Below are 16,907 nucleotides of genomic sequence, written 5' to 3'. Positions count from 1 at the left end.
CCATGGCCGAACGACCCGTCATTCGCCCCCTGCTTGTCGGGGGGTCTTGCCTGTTGCTGAGCGCCTGTACCCTGCTTGGTCCCGACTATCAGACCCCCCGGGTCGAGGAGATAAGCAGCTGGCAGGGCGCCCGCGAAAGCCAGCAGGCGGCGACCACCGCCGACTACCGCCAGTGGTGGGACAAGCTGCACGATCCCGTGCTCAGCGCCCTGGTGCAGGAGGCGCTGCAAAAGAACCCGGATGTCCGGATTGCAGGGCTTCGCATCCTCGAGGCCCAGGCCCAGCTCGGCATCGCCGAGAGTCTGCTGGGCCCCCAGGCGACGGTGGGCACGGCAGAGTTCCTGCAGGCCGGCCAGAGCCGCAACGGCCACAGCAGCGCGGGCAGCAGCTACGGCGCCGGGTTCAATCTCGGCTGGGAGCTCGACTTCTGGGGCAAGTTCCAGCGCGGGGTCGAGGCGGCGGACGCCAGCTACTTTGCGACCCTGGCCCAGTATGATGACGTCCAGGTGCTGATGGCAGCCCAGGTGGCCCAGCTCTACGTGAGCATCCGCACCCTGGAGGCCAGACTCATCATCGCCCGCGAAAACGCCCGCATCCAGGAGCGTAGCCTGCAGATCACCGAGCGGCAGTTCAAGAGCGGCAACACTGCCGAGCTGGACGTGCAGCAGGCCAAGACTCAGTACCTGGGCACCCTCTCCAGCATTCCCCAGCTCGCGACCACGCTGCGCCAAAGCCAGAATGCCCTCTCCGCTCTGCTCGCACGCTCCCCCGGGCCCCTGCCCGAGATGCAGGAAGGCACAGGCGTCATTCCCAAGGGCGAGCTGGCGCTGGTTGCCGAGATGCCCGCCGAACTGCTGCGCCGTCGTCCCGACGTGCGGGCGGCAGAGCGACAGCTGGCCGCCCAGTCGGCCCTGATCGGCGTGGCCGAGAGCGATCTCTATCCCTCCATCACCCTGCTCGGCACCCTCGGGATCAACGCCGTCGGCGGTGAGAGCGGCACCTACTCCTGGGGGATTGGCCCCTCGCTGAGCTGGAACCTGTTCGATCAGGGGCGTCTTGGCAACCAGATCCTGGTGCAGGATGCCCGCTTCCAGCAGCTTCACGAACGTTATCGCGACAGCGTGCTGCAGGCGGCCCGCGAGGTGGATGACGCCGCCGTGGCCTATGCCAACGGCCAGGAAGAGATCACCCTGCTGACCCAGACCGGCGAGGCGGCCCGCCGCTCACTCGAGATCGCCAACACCCAGTATCGCGAGGGCATGGCGGACTTCCAGCGCGTGCTCGACTCCCAGCGCGCCCTGTTCAGCCAGCAGGAGCGGCTGGTCAACAGCCGGGGCGCCCGGATGCGCGACCTCATCACGCTCTACAAGGCACTGGGCGGCGGCTGGGAGCAGGGGCGCGAACGCCCCCTGGTCACCTCCGAAGTGGATGCCCAGCTGCGCAAGCGCGCCGACTGGGTTCCCCTGCTCGACGCCGCCCGCCCCATGACTCAGAAGGCAAGCGCCCATGACTGACAACACCACCTCTCCCGGCCAGTCCAGCCGTCGGGCCACCCTAGGGCTGCTGGGGATCATCCTGCTGCTGCTTGGCTGGTATCTGCTGGCCGACAGGCTCACCCCCTACAGCTCCCAGGCCCGCGTGCAGGCCTTCGTGGTGCCCATCGCCGCCGAGGTCTCCGGCCAGATCCAGAAGGTCCATGTACGCGACAACCAGGACGTGGATGCCGGCACCCCTCTGTTCGAGATCGATCCCGAGCCCTATGACATCGCACTCGCCAAGGCGAGATCCGACTATCAGACGGTCCTGAGCGGCGTCAAGGCGAGCACCGAAGGGGTCAAGGCGGCGGAAGCCTCCCTGATGGCCATGCGCGCCGCCTATGACAACGCCGCCAAGGATGCCCAGCGCCAGGAGCGGCTCTATCGCGAAGATCCGGGGGCCATCTCGGTGCGCCGCCTCGAGGTGGCCCAGGCCAACCGCGAGACCGCGAAGAGCCAGGTGGCGGCGGCCGAGGCCGACGTCCGGCGCGCCATCGAGGCGGCTGGCGCAACCGGGGAGGACAACTCCCAGCTGCTCAGTGCCCGCTCGGCGGTCAACAAGGCCGAGCTGGATCGCCAGAACACTCGCGTGGTGGCGCCGGGGCGCGGCCTCATCACCGATCTACGCACTGATACCGGCCAGTTTATCGGTGCCGGCTCCCCGGCCATGACCCTGATCGCCATCCACGACGTCTGGGTCTCGGTGGACATGACGGAGAACAACCTGGGCAACATTCGACCCGGTGACAAGGCCGCCATTTTGCTCGACAGCCTGCCCGGCCAGCTGTTCGAGGGAGAGGTGCTCAGCATCGGCTACGGAGTCAGCACCGGCAAGAGCCAGCCCGCCGGCACCCTGCCCACCGTGGACAACAGCCGCGACTGGCTGCGCCAGGCCCAGCGTTTCCCGGTCAAGATCGCCTTTCGGGCCGACGATCAGCCCCCGGTCGGCGCGCTGCGGGTCGGCGGGCAGGCCGACGTGCTGGTCTACACCGGCGGCAACTGGGTGATGCACTGGCTGGGGGGGCTCTACATCCGGTTGATGAGCCTCTTCTCCTTCCTCTATTGAGGTCCATGACGTGGAGCCGTCCCATGCATAACCTCGACCGGGCAGTGCTGCGCATCGGCACCGGCATCGGGCTCTCGGCAGGCCTCTGTTACGGCATGGGCCTGCCCATGCCCCACCTCGGCGTCATCATCGCCTGGGTCGTGCTGTGCCAGCCCGGCGAGCCGATCGGTATCAAGAAGGGGGCCCTGGGCGGACTCCTGCTGCTGGGGATCATGGTCTCCGGGGTGCTGCTGGTGCCCCTGCTGACCCACTACGCCCTGGCCAGCGTTCTGCTCGTCACCCTGATGCTTTATCTGCTGATGCAACAGGGGATGGCTGGCAAAGGCGCCGCCGCCATGCTGCTCACCATGGCCATCACGGTGATCCCGATAGCCGGTCTCATCGAGCAGCGACTGGCCATCGCCATCGCCCAGATGATGGGGGTGGGGATCCTGGTGGGCGTCCTGGTCAACCGCATGGCGCATGCACTCTTTCCCCCCATGCCGGTGGCGGCCTCCCAGAAAAAAACCGCCCACCAGCCCCCCGAGCATCCCGAGCGGCTCGCCCTGCGCGCCGTGGCCATCGTGCTGCCGATCTGGCTGCTGGCACTCGGCAATCCGGCGTTCTACATCCCTGCCGTCATGAAGACGGTGGCCCTGGCCCAGCAGAGCACCTCCCTCAATGCCAGACTGGCGGGTCAGGAGCTGGTGCTCTCCACCCTGATGGGGGCCCTGCTGGCGCTCGCACTCTGGATGGGGCTCAGCCTCTGGCCGTCCCTGTTGATGCTGGTGCTGATGCTGGTGCTGATGACGCTCTGGGTGGCGCGACGTCTGGTGCCGCTGGCGGCAAGCCGCTTCCCGCCCTCGTTCTGGAGCAACGCCTGGATCACGGCACTCATCCTGTTTGGCCCGGCCATCGAGGACAGCGCCAACGGCAAGGATGTCTGGATGGCGGCCGCCATGCGGTGCGGCCTCTATCTGTTGGTGGCCGGCTACGGCTGGTTGTGTATCTTGCTGCTGGAGCAGTGGTGGCCGGTCGGCCGCCCCCTGGCAGAAGCCAAATTAGGAGAGTGACATGTTCCTCATTTTTATGGTCGGCATCCCGGTGATCCTGGTCAACATGCTGCTGCAATCCCTGGTCTCCGTCTGGTGTGTTCGCTTCTATATCAAACACTTCAAGGAGCAGGAAGGGGCCCTGGCCGGCATACTGGCCCTGTTTGGCATCATCACTCTGGTGATGCTGGGCAACCTGACACAGATCGGGGTCTGGGGAGCGCTTTTCCTCTGGCTTGGGGAGTTCAGCACCCTACACGAGGCCATCTACCACTCCGGTGTCAACTTCGCCACCCTGGGGTATGGGGACATCGTCATGAGTGACAAGTGGAAGCTGCTTGGCCCGCTGGAAGCCGTCAACGGTGCCCTGATGGTAGGTCTCTCCGGCGCCTGCATGCTGACCGTGCTGCAGCAACATATCGGCAAGCAGCTGAAGAACAGAGGCCACTGACCCTCCCCGCCTGGAAGAAGAAAAGCAAGGGGCCGCTCTGTCGAGTGGCCCCCTTGTCATTGAGAGCGGCCAGCGATGGCCCTCCCCTATTCGGCGATCGCCATCTGCCAGGTCTTGAAGCCGCCGGAGAGGTTCTTCACCTTGAAACCGTGCTGGCTCAGCAGCCGGCAGGCCACGTGGCCGCGCAGCCCCACCTGGCAGCTGATGAGCAGCTCCTTGTCCCTGGGCAGCTCATCGAGGCGGCCGCGCAGCTCGTCGAGGGGGATATGCATCGCCCCCGGGATGCGGCCCAACTTGTCGAGCTCCGGGGTGTTGCGCACATCCAGCACCACCTGATGAGGATGGCGGGCCTGCACCTCGGCTGCGTGGCAGAGGGTGGTATCTCCTTTCAGATGGTTGCTCGCCACGAACCCCGCCATGTTGATCACGTCCTTGGCCGAGCCAAAGGGCGGTGCATAGGTGAGCTCCAGATCCTGCAGATCGAACACGGTGAGGCCGGCACGCTGGGCCACCGCCAGCACGTCGATGCGCTTGTCGACGCCGTCCTTGCCGATGGCCTGGGCGCCGTAAATCTTGCCATCCGGGGCAAACAGCAGCTTGAGGCTGACCGGGTGGGCGCCGGGGTAGTAGCCGGCGTGGCTGCCCGGGTGGACATAGGCCTTCTCGAACGGCAAGCCCAGCTGCACCAGCCGCTTCTCGTTCAGACCTGTGCTCGCCACCGCCAGATCGAACAGCTTGCAGATGGCGGTCCCCTGGGTCTTCTTGTAGGTTTCGCGTCGCCCCAGCATGTTGTCGGCGGCGATGCGGCCCTGACGGTTGGCCGGGCCCGCCAGGGGAATGAGCACGGATTCTCCGGTCACGAAGTCGGTCTCCTCCACCGCATCCCCCACCGCATAGATGAAGGGATCCGAGGTGCGCATGCCCGCATCCACCTTGATGCCGCCCCGCGGGCCCAGCTCCAGTCCGGCCTGGACGGCGAGCAGGGTCTCGGGTTTGACCCCGATGGCGAGGATCAGCAGACCGGTGTCGAGATGGGTGCCATCGCTCAGGGTCAGACGAAGCCCACCCCGTCGTTCGGCGGTCACGGCGGCGGTGTCCGCCAGCACATCCAGGCTCTCGATGGCCGAGAGGCCGGTACGCAGGCGCAGATCCACCCCCTCCTCGCGAATGCGGGCGTGAAGCATGTTGGCCATCTCTTTATCGACAGGCGCCATCACCTGATCGGAGAGCTCCAGCAGGGTCACTTCCAGCTTGCGCTGGTGCAGGGCCTCCATCATCTCCAGGCCGATGAAACCGCCCCCCACCACGGTGACGTGGCGAGGCTTGCCCTGCTCAAGGGCCGCCAGGATGCGGTCCATGTCCGGGATGTTGCGCAGGGTATGCACGCCCGGGCTGTCGATGCCGGGGAAGGGCGGGCGAATGGGGGTCGCACCGGGGCTCAGCAACAGGGCATCATAGGGTTCGCGCAACACCTCCCCGTTTTGCAGGTTGCGTACCAGCAGATTCTTGCCTGCCTTGTCTATCTCGATGACCTCGTGGAAGATCCGCACATCGACGTTGAAGCGTCGCTTGAAGCTCTGCGGTGTCTGCAGCAAGAGGGCATCACGGCCCGGAATGTCCCCCCCGATGTGATAGGGCAAGCCGCAGTTGGCAAAGCTGACGAACTCCCCCCGCTCGAACACCACTATCTCGGCCTCTTCATTCAAGCGCCGCGCTCTGGCAGCCGCCGATGCTCCCCCGGCCACGCCGCCCACGATCAGGATCCGTTTCATCTGCAAGACTCCACTCAACTGGAAATGAACAATAAATTAGATCTTTCTAATTTAGACTTCAATGAAATTTTGTTTGCCACGGTTTTGCAGTATTCTTGGCCTCCGGCAATTGCTCAACAGGATAGTGTCCGTTCATGTCGTCTACCGCGCTCAGTCATCTTCCGACCGCCAGCCAGGCCCCGCTGTTCTTTCGCCTGGATACCCGTAGTCAACGGCTGGTTGCCCTGACCGATGTGATGCAGACGCCGCTTCACTGGCTCGATGAGCCCCGCAGTGCCTGGCCTGCCCAGTTGCCTGACGCCCTGCGCCAACCCATCGAGCAACGGCTCGCCAGCGGCAAGGGGGGCAAGCTCCTGCTGCGTTTCGCCTCCCAGCAGTGGCACATCTCCCTCTCCCGCGAGCAGGACGCCTTCTGGCTCATCTGTCTCCAGACCCAGTCTCAGGAGAACGCGGCCAGCCTGTCGCTGCAACTGCCTCGCCTGAGCCAGATGGCCAGCCAGCAGCAGTACGCCGCCATGCTGGAGAGCCTCAAGGAGGCGCTGGGGGCAGATCGCCTGATCCTCTGGCACTACCAGGCCAACGGGCCTCTTGGCAGCGAACAGCTGACCCCCGTCTTCACCCTGAATGTCGAGTCCCTCGGCGCCATTCGTGGCGACAGTCGCTATATCCGGGCCCTGCGTACCCGGGGCGCCCTGAGCTTCTCGGAGGCGGCCCACCAGCCCATGCTGAGCCAGCACTATTACCTGTCCGATGCCAACGTCTGCTCCCGCCTGGACGGTGCCCTGCTGGAGCAGGAGAAACTCATCGGCGTGCTCAGCCTCGAATATGCCGAGAGCACCCTGATCGGCGACGAGGCCCTGCAGCTGGTGCGCCAGTGCGCCCAGTTGCTGGGTCACTGGCAACCGGAACCCGTGGAGGCGGAGTCCCCCTCCATGGCCCCTCCCGCCGACCTGGCTGGCAAGACCGGCAATGACTACTGCCGCACCCTGCTTCGCTGGGCCATGCAAGCCTGTGGGGCCCCCCTCGGCTGGATCGGTGAGTTCCAGCCCCGCGGCCAGGATCTCTGGTTCATTCCTCGCTGCGTGCTGGATGGAGACAGCTTCTCCACTTTCAAGGCCATGCGCATGGAATTTGGCCCGGGCCAGGAGATCTTCCAGCACGGCCAGAGCCTCTATGTGGAAGATCTCGCCCTGCGCTACCCCCAGGCCGGCCAGTTGCTGGCCCTCAATGCCAAAGCCTACCTCGGCATTCCGCTGCCTGGCCCTAACGGTGTCCCCCTGGGCCAGCTTACCCTGTTGCTTGGCGGGCCTCTGGCCGACCCCATGCCCCTGCTCGACGCCCTCTACGAACAGCGTGAACGGGCCGCCGTCGAGCTAGGGCGCCTTGTCAACGATGACGCCCTGCGCCTGGCCGAGGTGGCCTTCAATACCCACGATGGCCTGCTGGTGATGGATCACGGTGGCATCATCCTCAAGGTCAACGCTTCCTTCAGCCGCATCACCGGCTTCGTGGGCGAGGAGATGATCGGCCAGCACATCGAGGCCCTGAGACCCACCTACTATGGCGACAGCCTGAAAGAGGACGTGATCACCGCCGTCAACCGCCAGGGATACTGGCTGGGAGAGGAACAGTGCCTGCACAAGGAGGGTCGTCTCTTCCCGGTACGGCTCATGGTGAGCGGTGTCAGGGATGAGGCAGAGGAGTTCAGCCACTTCGTCTGCAGCTTCCACGACATCACCCAGGAGAAGGAGGCGGCCCGTCACATCGAGCGCCTCGCCTATTACGACGACCTGTGCGATCTCTACAACAGGCGCAGCCTGAACGACATCATGCAGCGCACCCTGCAGGCCCCGAACGGTCAGTGGGGGGCCCTGCTGCTGCTGGATCTGGACAACTTCAAGTCGATCAACGACTCCCTCGGCCATGCCAGCGGCGACCTGCTGCTCCAGGCCGTGGTGGTGCGCCTCAAGTCCCTGCCCCAGGAGAACCTGGTGCTGGCCCGCACCTCGGGGGACGAGTTTGCCCTTCTTTTCACGGCGCTCGGCCAGGGCTATGTTACCGCCAAGATCCTGGCGGAGCATTTCGCCCGGGAGCTGATGGGGCTCTTCCGTGCCCCCTTCGACATCGGCGAGCACAAACTGCACTGCAGCGCCTCCGTGGGGATCAGCCTGTTCAGCGATGAGGACAAGGATCATCTGGCCCTGATGCAGCAGGCCGATACGGCGGTACACATGGCCAAGCGCGCCGGCCAGGGTAACCACATCTTCTTCAGCGAGGCCATGGCAGAGAGGGAGAAGAGCAAGCTGGCCCTCAACAACCAGTTGCGCGATGCCCTGCGCAACAACGAGCTGGTGCTGCACTACCAGCCCCAGTACAGGGTCGACAATGGCAGCCTCTCCGGGGTGGAGGCCCTGCTGCGCTGGCAGAAGGCCGACGGCACCATGGTCCCTCCCGGCGAGTTCATCCCCATCGCAGAAGAGACCACCCTGATCCAGGAAATTGGCTACTGGGTGATAAAGACCGCCTGTGCCCAGTACAGCTACTGGCTCAACAACGGCCTCATCATTCCCCACCTGTCGGTCAACGTCAGCGCCCGCCAGTTCCACACCGCCGGCTTCGTGCAACAGGTGGAGTACATACTGCGGGACACCGGCGTGCCCCCGTCGCGCCTGCTGCTGGAGATCACCGAGTCCGTGGTGCTGGAAAACCGGCTGGAGAGCATCGCCAGGATCCGCCAGCTCAAGGCCATCGGCCTGCTCATCTCCATCGACGACTTCGGCACAGGCTATTCTTCCCTCGCCTATCTGCGCGATCTGCCCGCCGACGAGGTCAAACTGGATAGGAGCTTCATCCAGACGCTGGTGCACAGCGAGCAGGACAAGGCCATCGTCAAGGCCATCCTGGATCTCGCCCGGGTATTTCGCTTCACCGTCACCGCGGAGGGGGTAGAGGAAGAAGAACAGCTGGCCGTGCTCAAAACTCTGGGGTGCCAGCATTATCAAGGCTTCCTCACAAGCCGGCCACTCCCCGTCAAGGCGCTGGAGAGCCTGCTGAGTACTGCCGTCTCAGGCTAAACATGTAGGATTTATAGGGCTTTTTGTCATAAAATAACGACCGCTCGAACCTTGTCCGAACCATTGGAGTCGTCTATGTCAGTCATTAACCGGATCCCTGCCGTTGAACCCAAGGGGCCTGCCGACCAGGGCTCGCGGCAGATCGCCGCCGTTGAAGCCAGCGACACCAGCAGCACCGACGTCATTGGCCGGATCCACTCCGTCGAGACCTGCGGCACCGTCGACGGCCCCGGCATCCGCTTCATCGTCTTCATGCAGGGCTGCCTGATGCGCTGCAAGTACTGCCACAACCGGGACACCTGGGACACCCAGGGTGGCCGCGAGGTCACCGTGCCCGAGCTGATGAAGGACCTCACCAGCTATCGCCACTTCATGAATGCTTCGGGCGGCGGCGTCACCGCCTCCGGGGGAGAAGCCATGCTGCAGCAAGGTTTCATCGCCGAGCTGTTCGCCGCCTGCAAGGCACAAGGGATCCACACCTGCCTGGACACCAACGGCTTCGTGCGTCACTACGACGAGCTGCTCGATCGGGTGCTCGACAACACCGATCTGGTGCTGCTCGACATCAAGCAGATCAACGACGAGAAGCACATTCCGCTTACCCACGTCAGCAACAAGTACACCCTGGAATTCGCCCGTTATCTGGCGTCCCGCGGCCAGACCATGTGGATCCGCTACGTGGTGGTGCCCACCTGGTCCGACGATGACGAGAGTGCCGAAGGGCTCGGCCAGTTCATCGCCGAGCTGGGGGAGTGCGTCGAGAAGGTGGAACTGCTGCCCTACCACGAGCTCGGCAAACACAAGTGGGACGTGCTGGGAGACACTTACGATCTGGTCGGCATCAAGCCCCCCAGCAAGGAGACCATGGACAGGATCCAGGGCATCCTCGGCAAGTATCACCCCAACGTGAAGTATTGAGACAGGAGGCCGCCCGGCACAGGGCGGCCTCTTTGCATTGCGCCGCAGGCGCCCGCCACGGCGTCATCACTGACAGCGACACCCGAGGGAACAGGTCATGAGTGAAGGACAAGTCGCCGCCCTCCTGCTCTGGCTGGTGCTGCTCGCCTTCAGCCTGAGTGCCTCCCTGCTGCGCACCCTCCACGCCAACCCGCTCTACCAGCACCTCTGCCTGGGAAGCGCCATCGTCCTGGTACCGCTCTGGACCCTGCGGGCCGGGCTGCACGAGGGGCTGGAGATCCACTTTCTCGGCCTCACCAGCCTGACCCTGCTGCTGGGCTGGCGCCTCGCCCTGCTCGCCCCCTGCCTCACCCTGCTGATCCTCTCAGCCTTCGATGTCACCGAACTCGCGGACATCGGCTGGCAGGCCCTGATCGGCGTCGCCCTGCCGGTGGCCACCAGCTGGCTGCTGTTTCTGGCGACCTGGGCCTGGCTGCCCCGCCACCTCTTTGTCTACCTGTTCGTGGCCGCCTTCCTCGGAGGGGCCCTCAGCATCTCGGTCAAGATCCTCGCCAGCGCCCTGCTGATGGGGATGAGCGGCACCTACCCTTGGCATATCATCAGTGCCGACTACCTCTCCATCTGGCCGCTGCTGCTCTTTCCCGAGGCCCTGCTCAACGGCATGACCATGACCCTGCTCGCCGTCTACCGCCCCCACTGGGTCAATACCTTCTTCGATCGGGAGTATCTGGGGCGCTAAAAACGGGCTTCATATTGGCGGCATGACGACTAATCACTGCCGCCATACCGCACCATGCCTAGAGGCCTGACAGGCTAAAATCTGTACTCTATATGCAGGGTATGACTATCGAGCGAGGGATTGGAATCATACATTTTGCCATTGGACATGTGCTCATATTGGTAGCCAATCATCCAGTTCTGATGAAAGACGTAACCCACTCCCAACCCTGTCGATAGCTGGAAAGGACCTCCATAGTCCTTGAAGCCATTTCCTCTATGCCCAAACTCATACTTGCTGAGCCACAGCACTTCAAACGGCATCCATACGACCCAATTGCCCCATAGACATTCGGCGCGCGCCCCGGCTCCCAGCCTGGCCCCAGCCTCATGACCCACATCCAGCAGGCCGCCACGCCCCCCCAAGCCAAACTGGCAGCCTGACTCACCCCATTGCCAAAACATGTGATGGTATTTCACATCGACGGTAAATATGTCGAGTTTCTCGCTTTCAGCCGGCGTTCCCAGTTGCAAAGCCAGGATGCTGTCATCGGCATGAACACTCGAGCAGTTTGCCCACACACCAACCCATACAACCATCAAGAGAGCCTTTACGTCCATGTTCCCCTCCTACTCCTGTCTCCTGTGCTTAAGCGCCAAAGCACACTTCAGGCATAGTCAGTCCGGACGCCGGTTGTCAAATGGATATTAAAACTAAAAAATCACACTTTTTTAGTGGAGTGGTCTACCAATATTTGTCCAGAGAGAAATTTACAGATTAATTCACTGTCTCATCATGAGAAAAACATGACACCTCTAATAATATTTAATAAATAGACTGTCATACCGTGAGTTAGATATTTCAATGAGCGAATCGCAACCTTGTTCGTTTCATCCGGCCATAGCCTCGCTCCCAACATAGGCACCAATGGAATAAAAACGTCCAAAAATACACGGACTGGTTATTTTTTGACCTAACACTTTGAGGTCAAAGCATTAAAAAAGGCTTATATTGCTCATCATGGTACTCGTATGGGTTGATCCTGCCTGGATTTACATTTAGGATCGCATGAGTCTTGGGCGCCCTTTGGCGCCCTTGCTATTACTGGATTTGAAGTGGCACGGGATATATCTATTAGCCAGTCAACAAAACAACATTAAAGACTGCGCGCCTTTTCATTCCTTCATAACATAGCTGCTTCTTTGATGGGGTAATGACGCACTCCGTGCGGTAGCTTTGCTCTTTTTCGGCTCACAGGCACTCTCCTCTCCAAAATAATGACAAAGCACTTGTACAACATAGTGGTGCACAGCTTATCCCTAGGTTTCAGATTTCGACTTCGTGGACAATATTGACATATGAGCTACACAACCCGTTTCCTGGCATCACTGCTGGCACTACAAATTGCTGGTTGCGCCTACGAGCCAAAGCTGGTCGAAGCCTCTCGCCCGCTTGTCAATCCATCAGCCACCAGCACTCAACACACCATGCCCGCAGACTTGCAGCAGGCGCTCAATACCCTGCCTCAAGGGACTGCCATCAACACAAACAGCATCACATTCACCCTTGGTCAGCGCTACGTGTCCGCCTTGGGGCTTGAATGTGTTGAGCTGCTGGTGAACAGCTATCAAGGCCACTCTCAAAGAAGTGCCGCATGCAAACGTGAAGAGCTTTGGTACCAGGTCCCCCAACTGGAACAGGCATCTGTCGGCAACCTGTTGGCTGACCAATAAACATGAAGGGATATGTTTTGAAGAAAATGAACTTTCGTCAGCTGAGTGCCTTCCTGTTTTTCGTCAGTGCCTCTTGCACCACCATGGCGGCCAGCGCACCGGATCTGTCCCAATCAAATGGCACATCGTTTGGTTATAACCTGTCCGGTCAGGCCAGTGATAACCATCGGCCTCAACTCGGGGGCTTATCCACATTGAGCGGCCAAGCCAACACGAGTGCCACAACCGGTAGCTTTGCCCAGCAAAACCGGCAAGGCATGTTACTGCCCGGCGAAGCCGATGTGCGGAAGTTGCTGCCACAGGCTGAGGCCGGACTCCCTCCCCCCTATGGAGCCAATCTGTTTGCCGGGGGATATGAAACAGAACGCAGCGATGGCTTGAATGACAATTATCTGATAGCGCCCGGGGACAAGCTGAATATCTGGATCTGGGGGGCGGTCAACTTCTCCAACGTCGTGACCGTCGACAATCAGGGCAACATTTTCATTCCCGACGTGGGCCCCATCAACGTCAAGAATGTCCCTGCCAGCCAAATCAATAATCTGGTCACCAGCAAGATTGGGGATGTGTTCACCAACAACGTCAATATCTATGTCAATTTGCTGACGACCACCCCGGTGAGTGTATTCGTCACCGGCCCGGTGATCCGCCCAGGTCAATATGCCGGACAATCTTCCGACAGCGTGCTCTACTTCCTCAAGCGGGCTGGCGGTATCGATTCAGAGCGCGGCAGCTACCGTAAAATCAAGGTATTACGCCAGAATCAGGTCATACAGCAGATCGATCTGTATGAGTTCATGCAGAAAGGTCGCATGCCCAAGCTGTCGCTTAAAGATCAGGACGTCATCCTGGTCGAGCCTCAAGGGCCCATGGTCAATGTGGCTGGCAAGGTTCGCAATCCGTTCCGCTTCGAGTTGAAACAGCACAATACGCTGGGGGCTGAGCTGGTCAATTATGCCCTCCCCCTCGCCAAGGTGAGCCACGTCGGGGTGGTTGGTGATCGCTCAAGCGGTCCCTTCTCCATCTATCTGCCCTACAAGGATTTTGCCCAGGTACAGCTCAAGGACGGCGACAAGGTCCTGTTCAACGATGATATGCACGCACAGGTTTACGACGTGCAGGTCAGCGGCAGTTATATGGGCCCCTCCTACTTCACCGTGCGCAAAGAAACCAAACTGCACGACCTGCTCAACCACATTCCGATCAATCCGGATCTGGCTGATTACCAATCCATCTATCTGATGCGCAAGAGTGTGGCCATCCGCCAGAAAGAGATGCTCGATGAGTCTCTAAACCGGCTGGAGCGCAGCGTATTCACCGCCCCGGCCAGTTCGGATGGTGAAGCGACCATTCGGGCCAAGGAAGCCGAACTGGTCATGCAGTTCGTAGACAAGGCGCGCAAGATCCAGCCCCTTGGCAAGGTCGTGGTCGCCGACAAGGGCATCATCGCCAACATTCAACTGGAGCAGGGCGATCAGATAGTGATCCCCAACAAGACGGATCTCATTCAGGTTGGCGGTGAAGTGCTGATGCCGCAGGCCGTGGTCTACAACCCCAATGCCAACCTCGATGACTATGTCGCCTGGGCGGGTGGGTTTAGCGAACGTGCGAACGATCAGCGCATCGCCATCGTACATGCCAATGGTTTGGTGGAGTTCAAAGGGCAGGGCAATGTCCAGCCAGGAGATCAGATCATGGTGTTGCCCAAGGTCGACAGCAAGACCATGCAGTCTGTCAAAGACATCACCCAGATCATCTATCAGATCGCCGTGGCGGCAAACGTAGCCATCAACTAAGCCGCTCACCAAACCATGCGGGCTCGTCAATCGGCAAGCCCGCCATACGGCACAGGACCCCATGCATAAACCCATCCTCAACCAAACGTCCAGAACGTCCTTGCAGGTGCTGCGAGATGTCACATTTGGTCTGCTTATCCGTGAACTGAAGACCCGTTTTGGCAGCTATCGGCTGGGTTACGCCTGGGCCTTGCTCGATCCCTTACTGATCATTGGAGCATTTAGCCTGATTTTCGGGTTGCGTGGCCACAGCGGGTTTGGGGGGGCCCCGGCACCACTCTTTATCACCGCCGGCTATCTGCCTTTCATCTTTTTCAAGAATGTCGTGACCAAGCTGCAATCGGCGGTCAGCGCCAATATGGGGCTGTTCTGCTATCGGCAAGTGACCCCTTTTGCCACCTTTGTCTCCCGCTTCATGCTCGAAGCCATGGTGGGCATGATTGTGGGAATCATATTGGTGTTGGGACTGCTCTGGTTTGGTTTCGATGCCATTCCGGCAGACCCCTTGCAGGTTATTCTCGGCTATTTGCTGTTGATGGTGTTCTCGTTTTCCCTCGGAATCGTGTTCTGCATCATCAGTACGCTATTTCAGGAGGCAAACAAATTCCTCGATCTGCTGATGATGCCGCTGATGTTTATCTCTTGCGTGATGTACCCCTTGATGAGCATCCCGGCTCAGTATCAGCACTGGTTTTTGTGGAACCCATTGGTTCATGCCCTCGAGCTCATACGCAGTGGCTGGATCACGGGGTATAGCAGCCCCAATGTCAGTTGGGCCTATCTTTCCGGTATTACCTTGCTGTTGCTGACTTTTGCCATGAGTGGCTATCGCCTGAGCCACCGCCGACTCATCGCCAGTTAACGCGGAACCCTATGATCATTCTTGACAGTGTCTCCAAATACTACCCCACCAGGTTTGGCCGCAACTATGTGCTGCGTGATGTCAGCATCGCGCTGCCACGGGATCGCAATATCGGCATATTGGGCGTCAACGGTGCGGGTAAATCCACCCTGCTGCGCCTGCTGGGTGGCATGGATATGCCCAGCAAGGGCAAGGTGATTCGCCAATGTCGCGTCTCCTGGCCGCTGGCCTTGAGCGGCGGGTTTCAAGGCAGCATGACGGGACGGGAAAACACCCGTTTCGTCTGCCGCATCCACGGGGTGCGCGATACCCGGGAAGTAGAAGAGTGGGTCAAGGAGTTTTCAGAGATCGGCCAGCATTACGAGCTGCCGATCAAGACCTACTCCAGCGGTATGAGATCCAAGTTTTCCTTTGCCGTCAGCATGGCCTTTGACTTTGATATTTATCTGACCGACGAGATCACGTCGGTGGGGGATACACGCTTCAAACAGAAGTGTATAGATACCTTTAATCAGAAACGTGAAACCGCGAGCCTTATCATGGTCTCCCACGACATGAAGAATCTGCGTCAGCAGTGCGACATGGGAATATTGCTGCGCAACAGTACATTGGAAGTCTTCGACGATATCGACGATGCCATCCGTATTTATCAGAATCTATAACAAGTTCAAACCAACATGACTCAACCTATCAGACCCGCCAAGCCATCACGCCTTATTCGTAAACTGCGTAAACTCGGCAATGAGCCAAAGCAATTTTTTATCGACTCAAGCGGCTTTCAGATTGCGCATCGCTCCTGGCAGCAGAGTCTGAAACTCGGCAGCTTTCTCTGGGTGCTGGCCTGTTTCTCCATCGCAGTGCTCTACCTGGGCTTCATCGCTTCCGACCGTTATGTGAGCCGGGCAGAAGTCATCATCAAGCAGGCGGACCAGATCAAGATGCTGCCCGATGCACTGTCTATGCTGGGCATCGGTGGCAGCAATCATCAGGATGTATTGCTGGTGCAAGATTATCTGAAGTCCTGGGATCTGCTCGCCAAACTGGATAAAGAACTGGCTCTCAAGTCCCATTACCAGAGCGACAAGGCCGACTATTTCTCGCGCCTGCCGGACGAGGTCAGCCGGGAAGACTTTATCGAATACTACCGAGAGCACCTGACTCTGCACCTCGATGAGCTCTCGGGTGTGCTCACCATCGAGTTGCAGACCTTCGAACCCGAATATGGCCGGCAAGTGGTGAGCCTGATGCTCAGGGAATCCGAACGCTTCATCAACAAACTGGGGCACCAGGTCGCGCTGGATCAACTGGCATTCGTCGAAAAAGAGGTCAATAGGGCCTATCAACGGGTACAGGATGAAAAGGCCAAGGTCCTGGCCTTTCAAAACAGCCATCAACTGATCAGCCCGGAATCCACCAGCAGTGCTCGCCTGGGAGTCGTCAGCCAGATTGAGGCCGAGCTGGTGAACCAGCAGGCGGAATTGAAGCAACTGAGCAGCTACATGAGGGACACGGCCCCAGCCGTCATCTCGGTACAGGCCCGCGTCGATGCCTTGACCAAGCAGCTGCAGCAGGAAAAAGCCAAGCTCACCGGACTCGACAACAACGCGATGAACGAAGTCACGGCCGGTTACATGGATGTGCAGACCCAGGCGACCCTGGCCATGGATCTCTACAAGACGGGCCTGATCAGTCTGGAGCAGGCCCGGGTCGAGGCTTATCGCAAGCTGAAACACCTCTTGGTCATCACCCAGCCCACCCTGGCCGAAGATGCCGAATACCCGCGCCGCCTCTACAACCTGGCCACCATAGGCGTGCTGCTCTGCCTCTTCTATGGCCTCATCGTCATGGGTCTTGCGACCCTGCGCGAGCACCAGGACTGACTGAAACGTAAGGGAGCCAGCACAGGCTCTGTGTAATAGCGGGCGCACGGATCGCCCTTGCCTGAGAAGTA

General features: G+C 60.4%; 14 protein-coding genes. 12 read left to right on the top strand and 2 right to left on the bottom strand.

From position 1 onward, the window contains the following. Window positions 1-2: 2 nt before the first annotated feature. From BN1136_RS15440 to BN1136_RS15425, 4 genes are read left to right on the top strand one after another with little or no spacing between them, the layout of a single operon-like run. Window positions 3-1,514 carry an efflux transporter outer membrane subunit gene (locus BN1136_RS15440; RefSeq protein WP_043761528.1) on the top strand — a complete coding sequence of 504 codons (1,512 nt, stop codon included), beginning with the start codon at window positions 3-5 and terminating at the stop codon, window positions 1,512-1,514. Beyond that, on the top strand, window positions 1,507-2,601 hold the full coding sequence (locus BN1136_RS15435) for an HlyD family secretion protein (RefSeq protein ID WP_043761530.1): 1,095 nt from the start codon (window positions 1,507-1,509) through the stop codon (window positions 2,599-2,601). Before BN1136_RS15440 ends, BN1136_RS15435 begins: the two co-directional genes overlap by 8 nt. A gap of 23 nt (window positions 2,602-2,624) precedes the next feature. Next, a complete protein-coding gene (locus tag BN1136_RS15430) occupies window positions 2,625-3,653 on the top strand; it encodes a DUF2955 domain-containing protein (protein ID WP_043761531.1) in 1,029 nt (342 codons plus the stop codon). 1 nt (window position 3,654) lies between these two features. Further along, window positions 3,655-4,083: an ion channel gene (locus BN1136_RS15425; protein ID WP_043761533.1), complete on the top strand. Its 429-nt coding sequence runs from the start codon at window positions 3,655-3,657 to the stop codon at window positions 4,081-4,083. Between the two features lie 86 nt (window positions 4,084-4,169). Here BN1136_RS15425 and BN1136_RS15420 read toward each other — a convergent pair whose 3' ends face one another. After that, window positions 4,170-5,855 carry an FAD-dependent oxidoreductase gene (locus BN1136_RS15420; protein ID WP_043761535.1) on the bottom strand — a complete coding sequence of 562 codons (1,686 nt, stop codon included), beginning with the start codon at window positions 5,853-5,855 and terminating at the stop codon, window positions 4,170-4,172. 134 nt (window positions 5,856-5,989) lie between these two features. Between BN1136_RS15420 and BN1136_RS15415 the strand changes: the two genes are divergently transcribed. From BN1136_RS15415 to BN1136_RS15405, 3 genes are all read left to right on the top strand, one after another. Continuing rightward, window positions 5,990-8,929 (top strand): sensor domain-containing phosphodiesterase, encoded by a 2,940-nt coding sequence (locus BN1136_RS15415; protein WP_043761537.1) that lies wholly within the window; start codon window positions 5,990-5,992, stop codon window positions 8,927-8,929. Window positions 8,930-9,004: 75 nt separating this feature from the next. Beyond that, complete coding sequence (pflA, locus tag BN1136_RS15410; RefSeq protein WP_081843780.1) at window positions 9,005-9,847, top strand: pyruvate formate lyase 1-activating protein; 843 nt, start codon at window positions 9,005-9,007, stop codon at window positions 9,845-9,847. A 97-nt stretch (window positions 9,848-9,944) separates the two neighbouring features. Beyond that, a complete protein-coding gene (locus BN1136_RS15405; protein WP_043761538.1) occupies window positions 9,945-10,586 on the top strand; it encodes an energy-coupling factor ABC transporter permease in 642 nt (213 codons plus the stop codon). Between the two features lie 74 nt (window positions 10,587-10,660). Here the strand turns inward: BN1136_RS15405 and BN1136_RS15400 are convergent, their stop codons facing one another. Continuing rightward, window positions 10,661-11,185 (bottom strand): acyloxyacyl hydrolase, encoded by a 525-nt coding sequence (locus tag BN1136_RS15400; protein ID WP_081843781.1) that lies wholly within the window; start codon window positions 11,183-11,185, stop codon window positions 10,661-10,663. Window positions 11,186-11,923: 738 nt separating this feature from the next. On the opposite strand from BN1136_RS15400, the gene BN1136_RS15395 reads away from it, so the two are divergent. The 5 genes from BN1136_RS15395 (at window position 11,924) to BN1136_RS15375 (ending at window position 16,836) form a co-directional block, all read left to right on the top strand. Then, a complete protein-coding gene (locus BN1136_RS15395) occupies window positions 11,924-12,298 on the top strand; it encodes a hypothetical protein (RefSeq protein ID WP_043761540.1) in 375 nt (124 codons plus the stop codon). Between the two features lie 26 nt (window positions 12,299-12,324). Next, complete coding sequence (locus BN1136_RS15390) at window positions 12,325-14,094, top strand: polysaccharide biosynthesis/export family protein (RefSeq protein ID WP_043761541.1); 1,770 nt, start codon at window positions 12,325-12,327, stop codon at window positions 14,092-14,094. A 61-nt stretch (window positions 14,095-14,155) separates the two neighbouring features. Next, window positions 14,156-14,956 carry an ABC transporter permease gene (locus tag BN1136_RS15385; RefSeq protein ID WP_043808827.1) on the top strand — a complete coding sequence of 267 codons (801 nt, stop codon included), beginning with the start codon at window positions 14,156-14,158 and terminating at the stop codon, window positions 14,954-14,956. Between the two features lie 11 nt (window positions 14,957-14,967). Beyond that, entirely contained in the window at window positions 14,968-15,618 is a 651-nt protein-coding gene (locus tag BN1136_RS15380; protein WP_043761542.1) for an ABC transporter ATP-binding protein, read from the top strand. A gap of 15 nt (window positions 15,619-15,633) precedes the next feature. Continuing rightward, complete coding sequence (locus BN1136_RS15375; protein ID WP_043761543.1) at window positions 15,634-16,836, top strand: sugar transporter; 1,203 nt, start codon at window positions 15,634-15,636, stop codon at window positions 16,834-16,836. The last annotated feature ends 71 nt before the right edge of the window (window positions 16,837-16,907 follow it).

The sequence above is a fragment of the Aeromonas taiwanensis genome (assembly GCF_000820165.1).
GTDB classification, from domain to species: domain Bacteria; phylum Pseudomonadota; class Gammaproteobacteria; order Enterobacterales; family Aeromonadaceae; genus Aeromonas; species Aeromonas taiwanensis.
This window is presented reverse-complemented; position numbering and strand designations above follow the sequence as displayed.